Below are 16,335 nucleotides of genomic sequence, written 5' to 3' on the forward strand. Positions count from 1 at the left end.
AAAGGATGCTCATGTCCCGACGCCTCGCTCCTGTTCTGCTTGCCGCCGTCGCGCTGCTGCCGGCCTGCACCGCCGTCCCGAGCGAGCGCGGGACCGAGCGGCCTGCCACGGCCGGCGCAAGCCGCGCGCCCCTCGGCGCCGACGGACGCCAGCCCTACGCCTCCACCTATCGCGCCTATCCGGGAACACCGACCGCGCTGGTGGGGGCCACGGTGTTCGACGGGACGGGGCGGCGGATCGACAACGGCACGGTGCTGCTGCGCGAAGGCAAGGTCGTGGCGGTCGGCGACGCCACGCTGTCCACGGCGGGCTACGAACGGATCGACGCGGCGGGCAAGTTCGTGACCCCCGGCATCATCGACATCCATTCCCACCTCGGCAACTACCCCTCGCCCGCGGTCGAGGCCCACTCCGACGGCAACGAGGCGACCGACCCCACGACGCCCGAGGTCTGGGCAGAGCATTCCGTCTGGCCGCAGGATCCCGGGTTCAGCCGGGCGCTGGCGAACGGCGGCGTCACCGCGCTGCAGATCCTGCCCGGTTCGGCGAACCTGTCGGGGGGGCGGTCCGTCACCCTCAAGAACGTGCCCGCGCGCACCGTTCAGGCGATGAAGTTTCCCGGCGCGCCCTATGGTCTCAAGATGGCCTGCGGGGAAAACCCGAAGCGCGTCTATGGCAGCCGCGGCCGGATGCCGTCCACCCGGATGGGCAACATGGCGGTCAACCGGCAGACCTGGCTGGACGCGCGCGAGTTTGCGGACGGTGACCGCAAGAAGCGCAATCTCGCCAACGAGACGCTCGCCGGCGTGCTCGACGGCGAGATCCTGCTCCACAACCACTGCTACCGCGCCGACGAAATGGCCTTCGTCATCGATATGGCGAAGGAGATGGGCTACCGCGTGGCCGCCTTCCACCACGCGGTCGAAGCCTACAAGATCGGCGATCTGCTGCGCGACAACGGCATCTGCTCGGCCATCTGGGCCGACTGGTACGGGTTCAAGATGGAATCCTATGACGCCATCCCCGAAAACGCCGCCTTTCTCCAGCGCGAGGGAGCCTGCGTCGTGATCCACTCCGACGATCCCAACGGGATCCAGCGCCTGAACCAGGAGGCGGCCAAGGCGCAGGCCGCCGGCCGACGGGTCGGGATCGACATTCCCGACGCGCAGGTGATCCGCTGGATCACCCTGAACGCCGCGACGGCGATGGGCATCGACCGGATGACCGGCAGCCTCGAGCCGGGCAAGATGGCCGACGTCGTCCTGTGGAACGGAAATCCGCTGTCCGTCTACTCGCGGCCGGAAAAGGTGTGGATCGACGGCGCGCTGATGTACGATGCGCTCACCCGGCGGCGGCCGGTCAGCGACTTCGAACTGGGGCAGCCGGGCGAAGGAGACGCGAAATGAGCCGCGCTGGACGCAAGCAGCCGCGCCTGAGCGTGGTCATCGCGCTGGCCTGCGCGCTCGCCGGGTGGCCGGCGGCGGCACAGGATGTCGCCATCACCAACGCGACGCTTGCCGTGGGCGACGGCAGCGAACCGGTGCAGGGGGCCACGGTGGTCATCCGCGGCGGTCAGGTCGTGGCGGCCGGGCCGGGCGTCGCGCCGCCCGCGGGGGTGCCGGTGATCGACGGCACCGGCCGCTGGGTCACTCCGGGCATCTTCGCGTCGGTGTCCACCCTTGGGCTCGTCGATGTCGAGGGCGTCGGCGATGGCAACGACGAGCGCGCGCCCTCCTCGCCCTTCAGCGCGGCCTTGGACGTGCGTCCGGCGCTCAATCCGGCCTCGCAGCACGTGGCGGTCGCCCGCACCGGCGGCATCACCCGCGCCTCGGTCGTGGGTCAGCCGTCGGCGTCGATCTTCGCCGGCCAGGGTGCGATTGTCGATCTGGGCGCCGATGCCGACATGGTGACGCGCCCCCGGGCCTTCCAGTACGTGTCCCTGGGCGAAATGGGCGCCCGGATCGCCGGCGGCAGCCGGACCAGCGCCCACGCCCTGCTGCGCAACGCCCTGCGCGAAGCGCGCGAGGTGGGCCGCTCTCCGGAAATCGCCGGCGGCGGGGGACGTCCGCCGGCGCGCGAGCGGATCGAGGATCTCGCACCCGATCCGCGCCTCGTCGACACAGCCTCCGAGCGGCGCAGCGACGTGCTCCTGTCGCGCTTCGATGCGGCGGCACTGGTCCCGGTGGTGAACGGGCAGCAGCCGCTTTACGTCCATGTGGAACGGGCATCCGATATCCGTGCGGTGCTGGCACTGCGCTCGGAGTTCCCAGCCCTGCGCCTCGTTCTGGTCGGCGCGACCGAAGGATGGATGGCCGCGCGCGAGATTGCGGCCGCGAATGTCCCGGTGATCGCCTTTCCGCTCAACAACCTGCCCGCCCGCTTCGAACAGCTCGCGGCGACGCACAGCAACGTGGCCCGGATGCGAGCAGCCGGGGTGACCGTTGCCCTCGGGCTGTACAGCGGCGGCACCGACGAACAGCCGCGCAACATCACGCAGCATGCCGGCAACCTCGTCGCCTTGTCCCGGATCCCCGGTGCCGACGGATTGAGCTGGGGTCAGGCATTCGCGGCCATTACCTCGGTCCCGGCGGCGATTGCGGGCTTCGACGGCAGGCTGGGCGTGCTGCGGCCCGGAGCGGCCGGCGACGCGGTCATCTGGGACGGCGATCCGCTCGAACTGTCGTCGGTGCCGGTGGCCGTCTATGTCGCCGGGGTGGAACAGCCGCTGACGAGCCGGCAGACGCGGCTGCGCGACCGCTACCGCGATCTGGACGAGCGCGACCAGCCCAAGGCGTTCGACTTCTGATGTCGCGGCCCGGCGCAGCGCAGAGGTCTGCCTGTGCAGCGCTGCTCCTTGCCGCCGGGGCGGTGCTCGCCGCGAGCGGTGCGGCAACGGCCGGCCAGAACGGAGCCGGCGCGCCGGCGGCAAAGAGCACCGCCTGGCACAACGCGCAACGGGCGCATCTCGCCGGGCTTGCTCCTGCCGACGGGTGGCAGACGCTGGAGGGCGGATTGAAGTGGCGCCGCATCGCAGGCGGGGGAACGGGCGAGCGCCCGACCCCCGAAAGCATTGTCACCGTGCATTACACGGGCCGCTTCATCGACGGGGAAGTGTTCGACAGCTCCGTCGCGCGCGGCGAGCCGGCGACCTTCCCGCTGGCCCGGCTCGTCAGGGCGTGGCAGATCGCCATTCCGCAGATGGCGGTGGGCGACACCATCGAAATCGCCGCGCCGGCTGAGCTGGCTTACGGCGCTTCGGGGCGCGGTCCCATTCCCGGTGGCGCGACGCTACTGTTTTCGATCGAACTGCTGCGGATCGAGTGACGGGGGAGAGGACGGGATGTCGCCGCTGCTGACACTTGCCCTCGCCTCCGCCACTCTCGTCGCCACCCACCTCACGCTCTCGCATCCGTTGCGGCCTCCCCTCGTGCGTCTGCTGGGCGAGCGCGGGTTTCTGCTGGTCTATTCGGCTATTGCGCTCGCAGCCGTGTGGTGGATGGCACGCGCCTTCCGCGCCGCGCCTGCGGGCGATCTGGGGCAGGCGAGCGGTGTGGCCGGGTGGGTCGCCGCCAGCATCCTGACCGTGCCGGCCCTCGCGCTGTTCCTCGGTTCCCTGCGCGCGAACCCGGCACTGCCGCGAGGGGCTGCTGCCGACCTGGCCGGCCGGAGGGCGCAGGGCGTGTTCCGTGTGACCCGGCACCCGATGATGTGGGGCTTCGCGCTTTGGGCGGCGGCACACATCGCCCTGCTGTGGAGCTGGCGGACGATGATCGTGGCCGCCGCCGTGATGGTGCTGGCGCTCGTCGGCGCGGCGGGTCAGGATCGCAAGAAGCGCCGCCTGCTCGGCGATGGCTGGCGTGCTTGGGAAGAGCGGACGACCTTTGCGCCGCGTCTGCGGGCGCTGCCGGCGATCGGCTGGCCGTTGTGGATCGGCGCGACGGTGCTGTGGCTGGCCGTCACATGGGCGCATCGCCCTCTCGGCGGCGTGCCCGCCGGCCTGTGGCTCTGGACGGGCTGAGGACGAGGCTGCGACCCGTCGCCGCAGCCTCGCCGATCCCCGTGCCTCAGCCGAACGCGAACCGCACGCGCTGCGTGTGCCGCGTGCGGCGCAGCGCCGCTCCGACCGCGCCGAAGCCGAGCAGCATCAGCGCCCAGGTCGACGGCTCGGGCACCGCGCCGCTTGGCGGCGTGACCACCGGCCCCGTGCCCACATTGATCAGACCGCCGGCCACGCCTTGGGTGAAGTCGAAGAAATTGTCGTTCGGATCGTCGTCGAACAGGGTGAAGCGCATCTCGCCCGTCGCGACGAGACTGTCGAACAGGCTCGTGAGCTTGGCGATGTCGGTCAGGCTGAAGAAGCCGGTCGACAGGATGTTGTTGCCGAAGCCGGTGCTGGTGGAGAGGAGCGTCGTCCCGTCGGCATTGGTTTCATAGGTCACGACATCGGACCAGTTTCCGACCAGGATGCCGTTGACGCTGAAGGTGTTCTGGTTGAAGTCGAAGTTGCCGGGCGAGGTGTCCCCGTCGAACAGGGTGATGCGGAACGAGGCGCTCTGCAGGCCGCTGGCCAGATTGGCGAGCACGGCGGGCGTAAAGCCGGTCTGCGTGCCGAACAGCAGCGGGTTCCCGGTCGCGACGCCCGGCACCGGATTTTCGGACACGTTGGCAAAGCCGCGGTACATCTGGGACGCCGACAATTGCGAGACGACGCGCGTTCCGTCGTTGGCCTTGAGATCGACCACCACGCCGCCGACCCGCGTGACGCCGCTTGGCAACGCGCCGCCATTGGGTGAGGTCGTCGTTTCGGGCGTCGCGGAGGCCGGCACCGCCATCATCAGCGCCAGAGCGAGGCCGGTTACAGAAGCTGTTGAGAGTCGCAGGGTCATGAGGCGCGTCCTTCCTTGGAGAAGAATCAAGGTTCAAGGTTCCTGAACTGCGCCCGGCTGTTAGATCTTATGATCAGGAACGACTCGCCTCTTATACTAGAATTAACTATAGGAGAGTAGCTCTAAGTTGTCTTTTCGATCAAAGTGATAGCAAAAAGATGTTATATTGCAAACACTTGCAGATTTTTATTTCCGGCCAGACGCGCGGACACCGAAATAAATCATCAATTTAAGGCTCTTGTTCCGCAAGCGTGTCGAGGAAGGCGCAGATCTGCTGCTGCACGACGGGCTTGGCGATCAGGTCATGCCCGGCGTTCGGATCCACGATGAGCACCGCATTCCCGCTGGCCGCCGCCAGTCGCCGGGCCTGCTCCACCGGGATCAGCGTGTCTCCGGCGCCGTGGAGGATCAGGATCGGCGCGCGCACGGACGGGATCAGCGCGCCGTTGTCGAAGCGGTCGCGCAGCAGGAGCCGGACCGGCAGCCAAGGCACTGCCGCACGCGCCGTCTCGGTCAAGCTGTGAAACGGAGACACCAGCACGAGCGCATGCGGCCGCGTCTCAGCCGCTACGCGGACCGCCACTGCCGACCCGAGAGAATTGCCGATGATCACCACCTCATCGGGCGACACGCCCGCCGCCATCAGCATGCGCCAGGCGGCGCGCCCATCCTCCGCCAATCCGGCTTCGGAGGGACGACCGCCATTGCCGGCATAGCCGCGGTAGCTGGCGGCAAAGATGCCGAACCCGGCGGCCGCGAGCCAGTCGGTGACGAAGGCGGTGGATTGCCAGTCGGCGCCGTTCCCGTGGAAGAACAGCAGCGTCTTGCGCCCCGGAGCAGCCGGTCGCCAGCCGGCGCCGAGCGTCAGACCGTCCCCGGTCGCATAGTGGACCCGCACGAAACCCGGCGGCACGTCCGCGCGCGCCGGCGGTGCAGGATAGATCAGCCGCCCCTGCGCGAGAAACAGAACCGCCAGCACGGCGGCATAGGCCCCCGCCGCGAGCGCCAGCATGATCACCGCGGCGCGCATGGCCGCAGGCCGCGCGTCAGGCGCGCGCCTCCTCCACCCCGACCGAATTGTGGCGCAGCGCGTCGAGGGCCCGCGCGACCATGTGAGCGGCGTTCAGCCCCGCCTCGTCATACTGGCGCACGGGGTCGTCGTGATCTTGGAAGATGTCCGGCAGACGCATCGTCCGGATCTTCAGCCCGACATCGGTCAGTCCATGATCGCTGGCATAGGTCAGCACATGCGCGCCGAGGCCGCCGATCGCCCCTTCCTCGACCGTCAGCACCACCTCGTGCGTGCGCAGCAGTCGGTCGATCAGCTCCTCGTCGAGCGGCTTGGCGAAGCGCAGGTCGGCAACGGTCGTGGACAGGCCCTTGGCGTCGAGCTGGTCGGCGGCCTTGAGCGCCTCGCGCAGCCGCGTGCCAAGCGACAGAATGGCAACCTTGCTCCCTTCGCGCACGATCCGCCCCTTGCCGATCGGCAGCCGTTCGGGCGTCTGCGGCAATTCCACCCCGACACCGTTGCCGCGCGGATAGCGTACCGCGATGGGGCCGGAGTCATGCTCCGCGGCCGTATAGGTCATGTGCACCAGCTCCGCCTCGTCGGCGGCCGCCATGACGACGAAGTTGGGCAAAGTCGCAAGGTAGGTCACGTCGAAGCTGCCGGCATGGGTCGCGCCATCGGCGCCGACCAGCCCGGCCCGGTCGATGGCGAACCGCACCGGCAGGTTCTGGATGGCGACATCGTGCACCACCTGGTCATAGGCACGTTGCAGGAAGGTGGAGTAGATGGCGCAGAACGGCCGCATCCCCTGCGCCGCCAGGCCGGCGGCGAACGTCACCGCGTGCTGTTCGGCGATGCCGACATCGAAAGCGCGGGCCGGATGGGCCTTGGCAAACTTGTCGACCCCCGTGCCCGAAGGCATGGCGGCGGTGATGGCGCAGATCCGGGGATCATCCTCGGCCAGCTTCGCCAGGGTCTCGCCAAAGACGTTCTGGTAGGCAGGCGGGCCGCCGGCGGACTTCTTCTGCTCGCCGGTGATGACGTCGAACCGCTGCACGCCGTGATACTTGTCGGCCGAGGCTTCGGCGGGGGCATAGCCCTTGCCCTTCTTGGTCACGACATGAACCAGGATCGGACCCTGCTCGCTGTCGCGCACATTCTCAAGCACCGGGATCAGGTGATCGAGGTTGTGCCCGTCGATGGGGCCGACGTAGTAGAAGCCCAGTTCCTCGAACAAGGTGCCGCCGGTGGCAAGGCCGCGGGCATACTCCTCGGCCTTCTCCAGCCCCGAATGGACCTTCGAGCTGAGCTTGCGCGCGACCTTGGAGGCGATGCTGCGCAGGCCGAGATATTCGGACGACGACACCATCCGCGCGAGATAGGCGCTGAGCCCGCCGACCGGCGGCGCGATGGACATGTCGTTGTCGTTGAGGATCACCACCAGCCGGTTGCCCGCGCCTTCGGCGTTGTTCATCGCCTCGTAGGCCATCCCTGCGCTCATCGCCCCGTCTCCGATGACGGCGATGGCCTTGCCCGGTGCGCCGGTCAGCTTGTTGGCGATGGCAAAGCCCAGGCCGGCGCTGATCGACGTGGAGGAGTGTGCGGCGCCGAACGGGTCGTATTCGCTCTCCGACCGCTTGGTGAAGCCGCTGAGCCCGCCGCCCTGCCTCAGGGTGCGGATGCGGTCGCGGCGCCCGGTCAGGATCTTGTGCGGGTAGGCCTGGTGGCCGACGTCCCAGATGAGCTTGTCGTCAGGCGTGTCGAACACGTAGTGGAGCGCGACGGTGAGTTCCACCACGCCCAGCCCGGACCCCAGATGCCCGCCGGTCGAACCGACCGCGTCGATCATCTCGGCCCGCAGTTCGTCGGCCAGCTGACGGAGTTGCTCGCGGGGGAGGCGGCGCAGGTCGTGGGGCGTGTCGACCAAGTCGAGCAGCGGCGTCACCGGTCTTTCGTTCATCTCCCCAGCCTTACATTGCCTTCGGGGGCATGTCGATGCAGGTGTGCCGCCATGGCGTCGGCGCCGCGCCCCGCGCGAAGGGATTTGTCAGGACGCACAGCCCGCGCACCGGCCGCGCAGCTCGACCACCGGCCGGACGGCCGCGAACCCGTGCTCCGCGCCCCGCTCCCGCAGCGCCTCGGTGATCGCGCGGTCGTCGATGTGGCCGGCCCTGCCGCACGTGTCGCAGATCATGAAGATGCAGTCGTGACGGCAACCCGGGTGGTTGTTGACGAGGTAGGCGTTGGCGCTCTCGATCCGGTTGGCGAGGTTCGCGCGCACGAAGAGGTCGAGGATCCGGTAGACACTGTTTGCCGCCACCCGCTTGGCGCGCGCCGCCGACAGGCTGTCGGCGATATCATAGGCGGAGACGGGGCCGCCGTGCCGGGCCAGCTCTCGGAACACGGCTTCACGCATCGGGGTCCAGTTTTCGCCTGCGCTTTCCATCACGGTCTGCGCCGCCGCCACCAGCGCGTCACCCGCCAGCTCGCGATGGGGATGAACATCAGCACTCATGCCGCGGACGCTAGGCGCGTTGCCGCGGGCCTGCAACCATGGCCCGGCAGGTCAGGTCGGGGAGGACGGCGCGGGCCGCACCAGCCCCGAGCGCTCCAGTGCGGCGAGCTTCGGCGCGATCCATTGCTGCACATAGGGGTGTGCGGGGTTGCGCGCGGCGAAGTCCTGGTGCTCCGGCTCGGCCGGATAGAAGGTCCGGCCGGGCACGAGCGGCGTGACGATCGGATCGCGCCAGCGTCCTGCGCGGGCGAGCTGGTCGCGATAAGCCGCGGCGACGGCCTCCTGCTCCGGGGTGGAGACAACGACCTGCGCGTCGTACTGGGCACCGCGATCCGGGCCTTGGCGGTGCCGCACGGTGGGATCTATGGCGACGGAGAAGAACACGCGCAGCAACTCGTCATAGCGCACGATGGTCGGGTCATAGCGCACCTCGACCGCTTCGACATGCTCGGTAAGTCCCCCCGACACCAGCGCGTAGGTGGCCGCGCGCCGCGACCCGCCGTGGTAGCCGGCCCTCACGGTCAGCACTCCCGGCACTCGGCTGAACACGGCCTGCGTGCCCCAGAAGCAGCCGCCGGCGAAGACCGCCAGCTGTTCGCCGGCCGGCTCGGCCGCGATGCGGATGGCGGGAGGCGCCGCAATGGGTGCGGCAGGCTGATTGCCGGCGGGCGCACAGCTCGCCAAGGCAATCGCCGCCGCCGGCAAAAGGGCGGCGGCCCCGCTCACCGGATGAAGGCGATCATCGCCTCCGCAGGGACGAGACCCCAGCTCTCCGGGCCTGACGCCACCAGGATGCCGAAGGCCCCGATGAGAAATCCGATGGCGATGTTCGCGACAAGCTCGTGACGGCGGGTCATGGTGCAGGCTCCCTGACTGGTTGCAACATCCATGCCTCATGACGACTTGCGTGCCGCTGAAACCCGCGTTGGGCGATGTTCATGTTCAGCCAGCGAAATGTTAATGACGGAAGTGACGCATGCCGGTGAACACCATGGCCAATCCGGCGGCATCGGCGGCTTCGATGACTTCGGCATCCCGCACCGAACCGCCCGGCTGGATCACGGCCGTCGCCCCGGCCTCGGCGGCGGCGATCAGCCCGTCGGCAAAGGGGAAGAACGCATCGGAGGCAACCGCACTGCCACGCGTGCGCGGCTCCGCCCAGCCGTGACGCTCGGCAGCTTCGCGGGCCTTCAGCGCCGCGATCCGGCTCGAGTCGCGACGGTTCATCTGCCCCGCGCCGATGCCGGCCGTGACGCCGCCGCGGGCATAGACGATGGCGTTCGATTTGACATGGCGGGCGACGGTCCACGCGAACAGGCAGTCGCTCAGCTCCTGCGCGGTGGGCGCGCGCCTCGTCACCACGCGCAGGTCGGCCGGCGTGACGGCGCCGTTGTCGCGCCCCTGCAGCAGGAGGCCGCCCGCGATGACCGCCGATGTCAGTCCCGGACGGCGCGGATCGGGCAGTTCGGGCACGAGCAGCAGCCGCAGGTTGCGCTTGCGGGCGAACACGGCTCTCGCCGCCTCGTCAGCGCCGGGCGCGACCACGACTTCGGTGAAGATGGAGCACACGGCTTCGGCAGTCGCCGCATCAAGGGGCCGGTTCACCGCGACGATTCCGCCGAAGGCCGACACGCTGTCGCATTCAAGCGCGGCAGTCCAGGCGGCGGCGAGACTGTCGGCACTGGCCACGCCGCACGGATTGGCGTGCTTGACGATGACCACGGTGGGCTGCGCGTCCCGGAACTCGGCCACCAGCTCGAGCGCGGCGCTCGCGTCGTTGTAGTTGTTGTAGGACAGCGCCTTCCCTTGGACCTGCTGGGCCTGCGGCAGCCCGGCGGCGTGCGGACCCTCGGGAACGTACAGCGCCGCGGACTGGTGGGGGTTCTCGCCATAGCGCAGGATCGAGTGCAGCCGGCTGGCGACGATGTGCCGCTGCGGGAAGAGGACGCCCTCATCCGCATGCGCGAACCACTGGCTGATGGCTGCGTCGTAGGCGGCCGTCGCCGCGAATGCCTTGGCCGCCATCCGGCGCCGGAATGCGGCGCCGACGGCGCCGTCCTCGCCCATTTCCTGAAGCAGGCCCTCGTAATCGGCAGGATCGGTCAGCACGGTCACCGCCGCATGGTTCTTCGCCGCCGACCGGATCATCGCCGGACCGCCGATGTCGATGTTCTCGATGATCGCGGGACGCCCCGCACCGGCCGCGACGGTCTGCTCGAAGGGGTAGAGGTTCACCACCACGAGATCGATCGGCGCGATGCCGTGCCGGTCCATCGCCTCCAGATGCGCGGCATCGTCGCGGACAGCCAGCAGGCCGCCATGCACCCGGGGGTGAAGGGTCTTCACCCGGCCGTCCATCATCTCCGGCGCGCCGGTCAGATCCGCCACGTCCCGCACCGTCAGTCCGGCCGTGCGCAGGGCCGCCGCCGTGCCTCCGGTGGACACGAGTTCGACCCCGCGCCGCGCCAGCGCCTCGGCCAGCGCCACCACGCCGCTCTTGTCCGAGACGGACAGCAGGGCGCGCCTGATCGTCACAGCATCCATTGGCGGGCTCTCACATCATCCTCTTGAGGAGCCACGGGAACGCGCCACCGCTGCGCGATGTGAGGCCGGTGACGACGATCTGCTGGGTGGCGCGCGGCCGGCCCCCGCCGTCGATCCACAGGCTGTCTTCGAGATGCAGGGCCAGCTCCTCCTCGGCCGCGCCCATCCGGAACTGCCACAAGGCGCCGTCGGGGCTGACGAGGCTTGCCCCGCGCGCGTCCTGGGAGAGGGTCGCCGCGATCGCCGGGCCGAGGTGGAAACGGATGGCAAAGCCGATCTTGCCGCGCTTGCCTCGCCGGGTTGCCGGCACCAGCACATCCTCGCCGCGCAGTTCCGTCCCGTCGTCACTCAGCACCAGGACGCGGTGGTGAAGCAGGCCGAATCGCGCGGCATAGCCGTCGTGGCTGGCTTCGATCTGCACGCCGCCACGGCCCTTCTGCTTCAGAACGCCCCGGCTGACCGCGACCTGCTCCACCCCCTTGCCAAGCTGCCCCTTGATCAGCACGGCGGTCGAGTTCGCTTCATCGAGCACCAGCGTGGAATGGGCGGCGGTGGCGCGCAGCCCCTGCTCGATCCTGACCGGGGTGGCGCCCCCGGCCGCCGCCGCCCCGCCGCAGTTCACGATCAGCCGGTGCGCGCCCGAGGACAGCTCGAATGCGAGAGTGGAGGCGCAGCCGGAACGCGCATGCTGCGGGCGTGGCGGCGGCGCCGCATCGAATTGCAGCACCGTGCCCTGCGCCTGCACCCGGTGGTAGCCCCACGGACGGCTGTCCTTCAGCGGCCGTGTCCGCACGCCGCTGGCGCCGACGAGCTGCGACAGCTGCTCGTCGGCGATCGCCGGCGCGCCCTGCCAGCTGCCGAGCCCCCCGTCCCCGTGGCGGAGCGTCAGCAGCGGCGGCACGAGCAGCGCCAGCATCCGCCCGAGCATGTCCGGCGCGTCGCGGCCGACCGCCTCGTAGCAGGCGCGCAGATCGACCAGCAGGGCGATGGCATCCATCTGCGCCAGCGGGCTGCGGGACAGCACGCCGCCATCCTCCCCGACCAGCTCGCCAAGCGCCGCCAGCAGGCCCGCCTCCGCATAGAGGCGGCGGGGGCGGCCGCCGCTCATCAGCAGCCCGGTCGCCACCAGAGCGCACCAGCCGGCCATCTCGCCCAGCTTGTCACCCGCCGAGCGGACGTGACGGTCGAGCCAGCCGGCCGTGCGGTCGAGCTCGGCGAACAGGCGATCCGCCCGTTCGGGATCGCGCTCGGAAGTCAGCAGCGAGGCGAACAGCAGCCAGTTGAGCTGCCGATGAGCCGTCAGCTCCACATCCCAGGCCGGCCCGCGTCCCGGCTGCGCATTGAGCGACAGCCAGCGCGCGAACAGGTCCGACGCCGTGTCGCGGCACTGCTCGCGCGAGGCGCAGCTGGCGAGATCGCGCAGCCAGCCGAAGCCATGGATCGCCCGCAGGAAGGGCGGCGTCAGACGCGATGCAGGGCCGATGTCCACCTGTCCCAGCGGCGCCTTGATCCCGGCAACGCGGAAATAGCCCGCGCGTAGCGCCACGCCCGCGGTGCGATCTCCCGTCAGCGGCGTGCGGACCTCGGCCAGCAGGCGCGGCGCCTGCCGGGCGGAAAACGGCGCATCGAGCAGGTGGCCGGGAACGCCGAGGCGGTAGGCAAAGCGGGTGAGCGCATCGAGAGGCCGCGCCCGCGGCGGCGCCAGATCGGCAACGGCCAGCGCGCGCCCGCCGTCCTCCGGCAACGCGGCGGCGGTGCCGGTCACGGGCAGCCGCGAAACCGGCTCCACGAGATGGGAGTCCTGAGTGCCGGGTCTCAGCGGCAACGCGGTCTGCACCGGCACGCCGGGACCCGTCGCCGTGTCCGGCGCCGCTGTGTCCGCCTCGGGCTCCACCGGCGTCACCGCGCCTGCTCCGCGCTCGTCTTCATGCCCGCCCCGCCCGTCTCGCTCGCGCCGCCCGTCTCGCTTGCGCCGCGAAGCGCGGCGATGTTGGCGGCATAGGCCGCCGGACCCCCGGCGAACACGGCGGACCCGGCCACCAGCACATCGGCGCCTGCCGCCACGCAGGAGCGCGCTGTCGAAGGGTCGATGCCCCCGTCGACCTGGAGGTGGATCGGCCGTCCGCAGGACTCGATGGCACGGCGGACCGCCTCGACCTTGCGCAGTTGCGAGGACAGGAAGGCCTGCCCGCCGAAACCGGGATTGACGCTCATCACCAGAACAAGGTCGATCTCGTCGAGCAGGTAGTCGAGCATCTTTGCCGGCGTGGCCGGGTTGAGCGCGATCCCGGCTTTCTTGCCCAGCGCCTTGATCCGCTGCACCGTGCGATGGACATGCGGCCCCGCCTCGGGATGCACTGTCAGCATGTCCGCCCCCGCCTCGGCGAAGGCGCACAGGAGCGGATCAACCGGAGCGATCATGAGGTGGACGTCGAACATCCGCGCACTGTGCGGACGCAGCGCGCGCACCACCGGCGCGCCGAAGGTGAGGTTGGGGACGAAATGCCCGTCCATCACATCGAGATGGATCCAGTCCGCGCCCGCGCTCTCGATCGCCCGCACCTCCTCGCCGAGCCGGGCGAAGTCGGCCGACAGCATGGAAGGGGCAATCAGCAAAGGACGGGTCATGTGCGGATCGGGCCGGTCCGTGACAGGTGTGTTCCAGTTTCTGCCGCGCGCCAGCGAGAACGGGACGCACAGTCGTGTGCAGCCCTACCGTCTCGCCGCAGCCGTGGCTAGGGTGAGGGGCACGCCTTATCAACACCGGCGTTCGCTGCCCGCGTCTCGCAGCAGCCCGGGTGGCGTCGTTTTCAGTCCCGGTTCAGCAGCAACCCGGATACGGGCAGGCCGCTTGACAGGCCTGCCTGTCACTTTCGAGGAGCCCGCCGTGCCGATCCGCCACGTTCTGAGTTGTGTCCTGCTGCTCGGGTCCGTGCTCACCGCCGCACCAGCCGCCGCGGCGCCGGCGGGCCGCCTCGTGTCCGATGATCCCGCCCGGTGCCGCGAAGGGGCGGGCAGCGCGGTCGCGCTGACCCTCACGGATGTGGCGGAGAGCCGGGGAACCATCCGGGTCCAGACCTACCGCGCCACGGCCGGCGAGTGGCTCGTGAAAGGGCGCTGGGTGTCGCGGCTGGAAGTGCCTGCCCGCGCCGGCGTGATGCGCCTGTGCGTGCCGTTGCCGGCCGCGGGCAGCTATGCCATCGCCGTCCGGCACGACCGCAACGGCAATGGACGCACCGACTTTGCCTCCGACGGCGGGGGGATGTCGAACAACCCGGCCGTAAACGTGCTCAATCTCGGCCGGCCCGACGTCTCCAAGGTCCGCTTCGCCGCCGGCAACACGCCGGTCGCGATGACGATCAGGATGCGTTACCTGCGCTGACCGGCCTGCGCTGCCGGTGGCGCCGCCGACGCAGCTCCAGGGCAGCCCCGGGGATGGCGAGCAGCGGATGCCGGCGCCGCCACGGCGTGACGGTCAGCGCCACGCCCGTGTGCCGCTCCAGCTTCCACGCCGCGTAGTCTGCCGCTCCGTCGAGCATCCACGCCGCCTTCAGCAGCCGGATCAGGTTGAGGGGCCGCCCGACGCGCCGCCGCCGCGCCCACCAGCGGCGCCGCGCGGCGCGTTCCGCCTCATCGAGCAGCAGCCGGTAACGCCCATCTGCCGCCGCCTCGAAGGGGATGCCGCCAGCCTGCCATGCCAGCGGAAGGACTGCCGCGAAATGCGCGGCATGCGTGGCAACGATCTCCTCGCCGCGTCCGCGGCGCTCCACCCGCAGTTCCGCGCCGTAGGTTTCCCGGAACAGCGCGCACCAGCAATCCTCCCACGCTCCCTCCCGAGGGCCGAGCGCGGCGGCCGTCGCGGCGGCGGTGCGCACAGCCATGGCCACCGCGGCGCGGACCTGCGCCGCCGCTTCGGCGTCACGCACCCACACCAGTGCGGAGGGTTGCGAGAACCGGGTCCAGATCGTCGTGTCGAGGCCCTGACCGCCTGCCGCACGCGCGAACTGTGCCAAGCTCATGGTCGCGGTCTTGGCGCGCAGCACACGGCCCTCGACGTCATGCTCGGCCATGGCGATGCGGGGCCAGATCCGCTCGCGCTGCGGGCCGGCGGTGAGAAGGTAGAAGTCGAGCACGCCGTCGAGCGTGCCGGTGCGCAGGTTGGAGCCGTAGAACAGCACGGCGCATGCCGCGCTGCTCCTCGCCAGCAGGGCCGCGAACTGCGTCACCGCCGGGTCGACCGGACGCGCCAGCATCGTTCGCACATACCCGTCGAGATCGGGCGTCATCCGGCCACGAACTCCAGCGCCGGCCCCGTCGAGATGCGCCAGTGCCCCGGCGGAAGGATGTCGCCGTCGAGCACGATCGCACTGTCGCAGATCAGCTCGACCTCGCCCGGATCCAGCCGGTGCACGCCCCGCGCCGTCAGCCAGCCCGGCAAGGCCCCTGCGAGGAGCAGAGGCGCCGCCGCGTAGATGGCGCGCGAGGCCCGGTCCACGACCAGAAGCTTGAGACCGGCACGCTCGGGGCCGAAGGGACGCAGTCCCAGGGGCAGGCGCCGCAGGGTTGTCGCCACCAGCAGGCTGCGCCGGTTCGTGTCTCCCCCGCCCCGGTGAACCAGCCTCTCTCCGCCCGGCAGGGTGACGGTCATGCCGCTCCCCTCGCGCCAAGCCGTGTTGCCGCGGCCGGCGATCACGCGCACCACCGACCAGGCCAGGGTGGCGCCGACCGCAAGGTCGCCGAACATCCCCATCTGATGCGCGCTCTGCGCCGCCTCGATGCCGCTGGCAAACGTTCCCGCGCCGACGATGAACCCCAGCACCGTGTCGGCAGGCGCGCCGACCCGCTGGAGCAGCAACGGATGACGCAGGACGGTCTGTTCGGCGCGGACGGCCGCCAGAACCTCGGGCACACCCCAGTGCCGGGGGAGGCGCAGGTCATTCGCCAGCGCATTGGTCTTGCCGCGGGGCAGCACGGCGAGCGCCGGCCACGCGGAGCCGAACACGGCCGCACCGGCAGTCAGCACGTCGCGGATGGTGCCGTCGCCGCCGTCGATGATCAGACAGTCGGTGCCGGCGGCGTGGCAATGGGCAAGGGCTGCGGCCGTGTCGCTCCGGCGCGGCGGCGCCACGACCTCGATGCCCGGCCATCCGGTTCCCGGTTCCCGGCCGAGATTGCGACGGCTGCGCGGGTTGCGCAGGATCCGCACACGACCGCGGCTCAGCGCCTGCGCCAGCGGTCCGCGAGATCGTTCCGGTGCGTGTCCACTCGCATCGCTCCGCCCGCTTTCCTGGTGCTCCCGCCTCATGATCATCGGGCGCATAGCGGAGGCAGGCGTACTTGCGCCAGCCCAAAGCCGGATCGCCCGGCCTCCAAGGGCAAGG

The 16,335-nt window shown here is 70.3% G+C and carries 16 protein-coding genes; 5 read left to right on the forward strand and 11 right to left on the reverse strand.

The features are described from left to right. Nucleotides 1-5: 5 nt before the first annotated feature. From ETO60_RS02480 to ETO60_RS02495, 4 genes are read left to right on the forward strand one after another with little or no spacing between them, the layout of a single operon-like run. Entirely contained in the window at nt 6-1,406 is a 1,401-nt protein-coding gene (locus tag ETO60_RS02480) for an amidohydrolase (RefSeq protein WP_165362091.1), read from the forward strand. After that, nucleotides 1,403-2,806 carry an amidohydrolase family protein gene (locus ETO60_RS02485; RefSeq protein ID WP_130002376.1) on the forward strand — a complete coding sequence of 468 codons (1,404 nt, stop codon included), beginning with the start codon at nt 1,403-1,405 and terminating at the stop codon, nt 2,804-2,806. Before ETO60_RS02480 ends, ETO60_RS02485 begins: the two co-directional genes overlap by 4 nt. Beyond that, on the forward strand, nt 2,806-3,324 hold the full coding sequence (locus ETO60_RS02490) for an FKBP-type peptidyl-prolyl cis-trans isomerase (RefSeq protein WP_130002377.1): 519 nt from the start codon (nt 2,806-2,808) through the stop codon (nt 3,322-3,324). Before ETO60_RS02485 ends, ETO60_RS02490 begins: the two co-directional genes overlap by 1 nt. A gap of 16 nt (nt 3,325-3,340) precedes the next feature. After that, on the forward strand, nt 3,341-4,018 hold the full coding sequence (locus ETO60_RS02495) for an NnrU family protein (protein ID WP_130002378.1): 678 nt from the start codon (nt 3,341-3,343) through the stop codon (nt 4,016-4,018). Nucleotides 4,019-4,064: 46 nt separating this feature from the next. Here ETO60_RS02495 and ETO60_RS02500 read toward each other — a convergent pair whose 3' ends face one another. From ETO60_RS02500 to rpe, 9 genes are all read right to left on the reverse strand, one after another. Then, nucleotides 4,065-4,886, reverse strand: a complete 822-nt coding sequence (locus ETO60_RS02500; RefSeq protein ID WP_130002380.1) for a PEPxxWA-CTERM sorting domain-containing protein — start codon at nt 4,884-4,886, stop codon at nt 4,065-4,067. A gap of 229 nt (nt 4,887-5,115) precedes the next feature. After that, nucleotides 5,116-5,916, reverse strand: coding sequence for an alpha/beta hydrolase (locus tag ETO60_RS02505; RefSeq protein WP_130002381.1), 801 nt, complete (start codon nt 5,914-5,916; stop codon nt 5,116-5,118). A 16-nt stretch (nt 5,917-5,932) separates the two neighbouring features. Next, a complete protein-coding gene (gene dxs / locus ETO60_RS02510; protein ID WP_130002383.1) occupies nt 5,933-7,855 on the reverse strand; it encodes a 1-deoxy-D-xylulose-5-phosphate synthase in 1,923 nt (640 codons plus the stop codon). Nucleotides 7,856-7,942: 87 nt separating this feature from the next. Next, entirely contained in the window at nt 7,943-8,410 is a 468-nt protein-coding gene (locus ETO60_RS02515) for a Fur family transcriptional regulator (RefSeq protein ID WP_130002384.1), read from the reverse strand. A 51-nt stretch (nt 8,411-8,461) separates the two neighbouring features. Then, nucleotides 8,462-9,136 carry a peptide-methionine (S)-S-oxide reductase MsrA gene (msrA, locus tag ETO60_RS02520; RefSeq protein ID WP_234026277.1) on the reverse strand — a complete coding sequence of 225 codons (675 nt, stop codon included), beginning with the start codon at nt 9,134-9,136 and terminating at the stop codon, nt 8,462-8,464. Then, the gene (locus ETO60_RS11445) at nt 9,133-9,267 is read right to left on the reverse strand and encodes a hypothetical protein (RefSeq protein WP_255416985.1); all 135 of its coding nucleotides are present in this window, start codon (nt 9,265-9,267) and stop codon (nt 9,133-9,135) included. Before ETO60_RS11445 ends, msrA begins: the two co-directional genes overlap by 4 nt. A 100-nt stretch (nt 9,268-9,367) precedes the next feature. Next, entirely contained in the window at nt 9,368-10,954 is a 1,587-nt protein-coding gene (gene purH / locus ETO60_RS02525) for a bifunctional phosphoribosylaminoimidazolecarboxamide formyltransferase/IMP cyclohydrolase (protein ID WP_130002388.1), read from the reverse strand. Between the two features lie 10 nt (nt 10,955-10,964). Continuing rightward, nucleotides 10,965-12,857, reverse strand: coding sequence for a heparinase II/III family protein (locus tag ETO60_RS02530; protein WP_234026278.1), 1,893 nt, complete (start codon nt 12,855-12,857; stop codon nt 10,965-10,967). Then, a complete protein-coding gene (gene rpe, locus ETO60_RS02535) occupies nt 12,854-13,582 on the reverse strand; it encodes a ribulose-phosphate 3-epimerase (RefSeq protein WP_130002390.1) in 729 nt (242 codons plus the stop codon). The genes ETO60_RS02530 and rpe overlap by 4 nt, the downstream gene beginning before the upstream one ends. Nucleotides 13,583-13,841: 259 nt before the next feature. Here rpe and ETO60_RS02540 point away from each other — a divergent pair, with 259 nt between their 5' ends. Beyond that, a complete protein-coding gene (locus tag ETO60_RS02540) occupies nt 13,842-14,336 on the forward strand; it encodes a DUF2141 domain-containing protein (protein ID WP_234026279.1) in 495 nt (164 codons plus the stop codon). On the opposite strand, the gene ETO60_RS11545 is transcribed toward ETO60_RS02540, so the two are convergent. Beyond that, the gene (locus ETO60_RS11545; protein ID WP_130002394.1) at nt 14,314-15,240 is read right to left on the reverse strand and encodes a hypothetical protein; all 927 of its coding nucleotides are present in this window, start codon (nt 15,238-15,240) and stop codon (nt 14,314-14,316) included. The genes ETO60_RS02540 and ETO60_RS11545 overlap by 23 nt on opposite strands. Then, on the reverse strand, nt 15,237-16,265 hold the full coding sequence (locus tag ETO60_RS02550) for a diacylglycerol kinase family protein (RefSeq protein WP_165362092.1): 1,029 nt from the start codon (nt 16,263-16,265) through the stop codon (nt 15,237-15,239). Before ETO60_RS02550 ends, ETO60_RS11545 begins: the two co-directional genes overlap by 4 nt. Nucleotides 16,266-16,335 lie beyond the last annotated feature (70 nt).

Source organism: Qipengyuania thermophila (assembly GCF_004153605.1).
Taxonomy (GTDB): domain Bacteria; phylum Pseudomonadota; class Alphaproteobacteria; order Sphingomonadales; family Sphingomonadaceae; genus Qipengyuania_B; species Qipengyuania_B thermophila.

Bases quoted from the DNA above. Each gene is read 5' to 3' on its own strand.
- ETO60_RS11545 (WP_130002394.1), bottom strand. From the start codon at position 15,240: ATGACGCCCGATCTCGACGGGTATGTGCGAACGATGCTGGCGCGTCCG.
- ETO60_RS02505 (WP_130002381.1), bottom strand. From the start codon at position 5,916: ATGCGCGCCGCGGTGATCATGCTGGCGCTCGCGGCGGGGGCCTATGCC.
- dxs (WP_130002383.1), bottom strand. From the start codon at position 7,855: ATGAACGAAAGACCGGTGACGCCGCTGCTCGACTTGGTCGACACGCCC.
- ETO60_RS02480 (WP_165362091.1), top strand. From the start codon at position 6: ATGCTCATGTCCCGACGCCTCGCTCCTGTTCTGCTTGCCGCCGTCGCG.
- ETO60_RS02485 (WP_130002376.1), top strand. From the start codon at position 1,403: ATGAGCCGCGCTGGACGCAAGCAGCCGCGCCTGAGCGTGGTCATCGCG.
- purH (WP_130002388.1), bottom strand. From the start codon at position 10,954: ATGGATGCTGTGACGATCAGGCGCGCCCTGCTGTCCGTCTCGGACAAG.
- ETO60_RS02550 (WP_165362092.1), bottom strand. From the start codon at position 16,265: ATGATCATGAGGCGGGAGCACCAGGAAAGCGGGCGGAGCGATGCGAGT.
- ETO60_RS02500 (WP_130002380.1), bottom strand. From the start codon at position 4,886: ATGACCCTGCGACTCTCAACAGCTTCTGTAACCGGCCTCGCTCTGGCG.
- ETO60_RS02490 (WP_130002377.1), top strand. From the start codon at position 2,806: ATGTCGCGGCCCGGCGCAGCGCAGAGGTCTGCCTGTGCAGCGCTGCTC.
- rpe (WP_130002390.1), bottom strand. From the start codon at position 13,582: ATGACCCGTCCTTTGCTGATTGCCCCTTCCATGCTGTCGGCCGACTTC.
- ETO60_RS11445 (WP_255416985.1), bottom strand. From the start codon at position 9,267: ATGACCCGCCGTCACGAGCTTGTCGCGAACATCGCCATCGGATTTCTC.
- ETO60_RS02495 (WP_130002378.1), top strand. From the start codon at position 3,341: ATGTCGCCGCTGCTGACACTTGCCCTCGCCTCCGCCACTCTCGTCGCC.
- ETO60_RS02515 (WP_130002384.1), bottom strand. From the start codon at position 8,410: ATGAGTGCTGATGTTCATCCCCATCGCGAGCTGGCGGGTGACGCGCTG.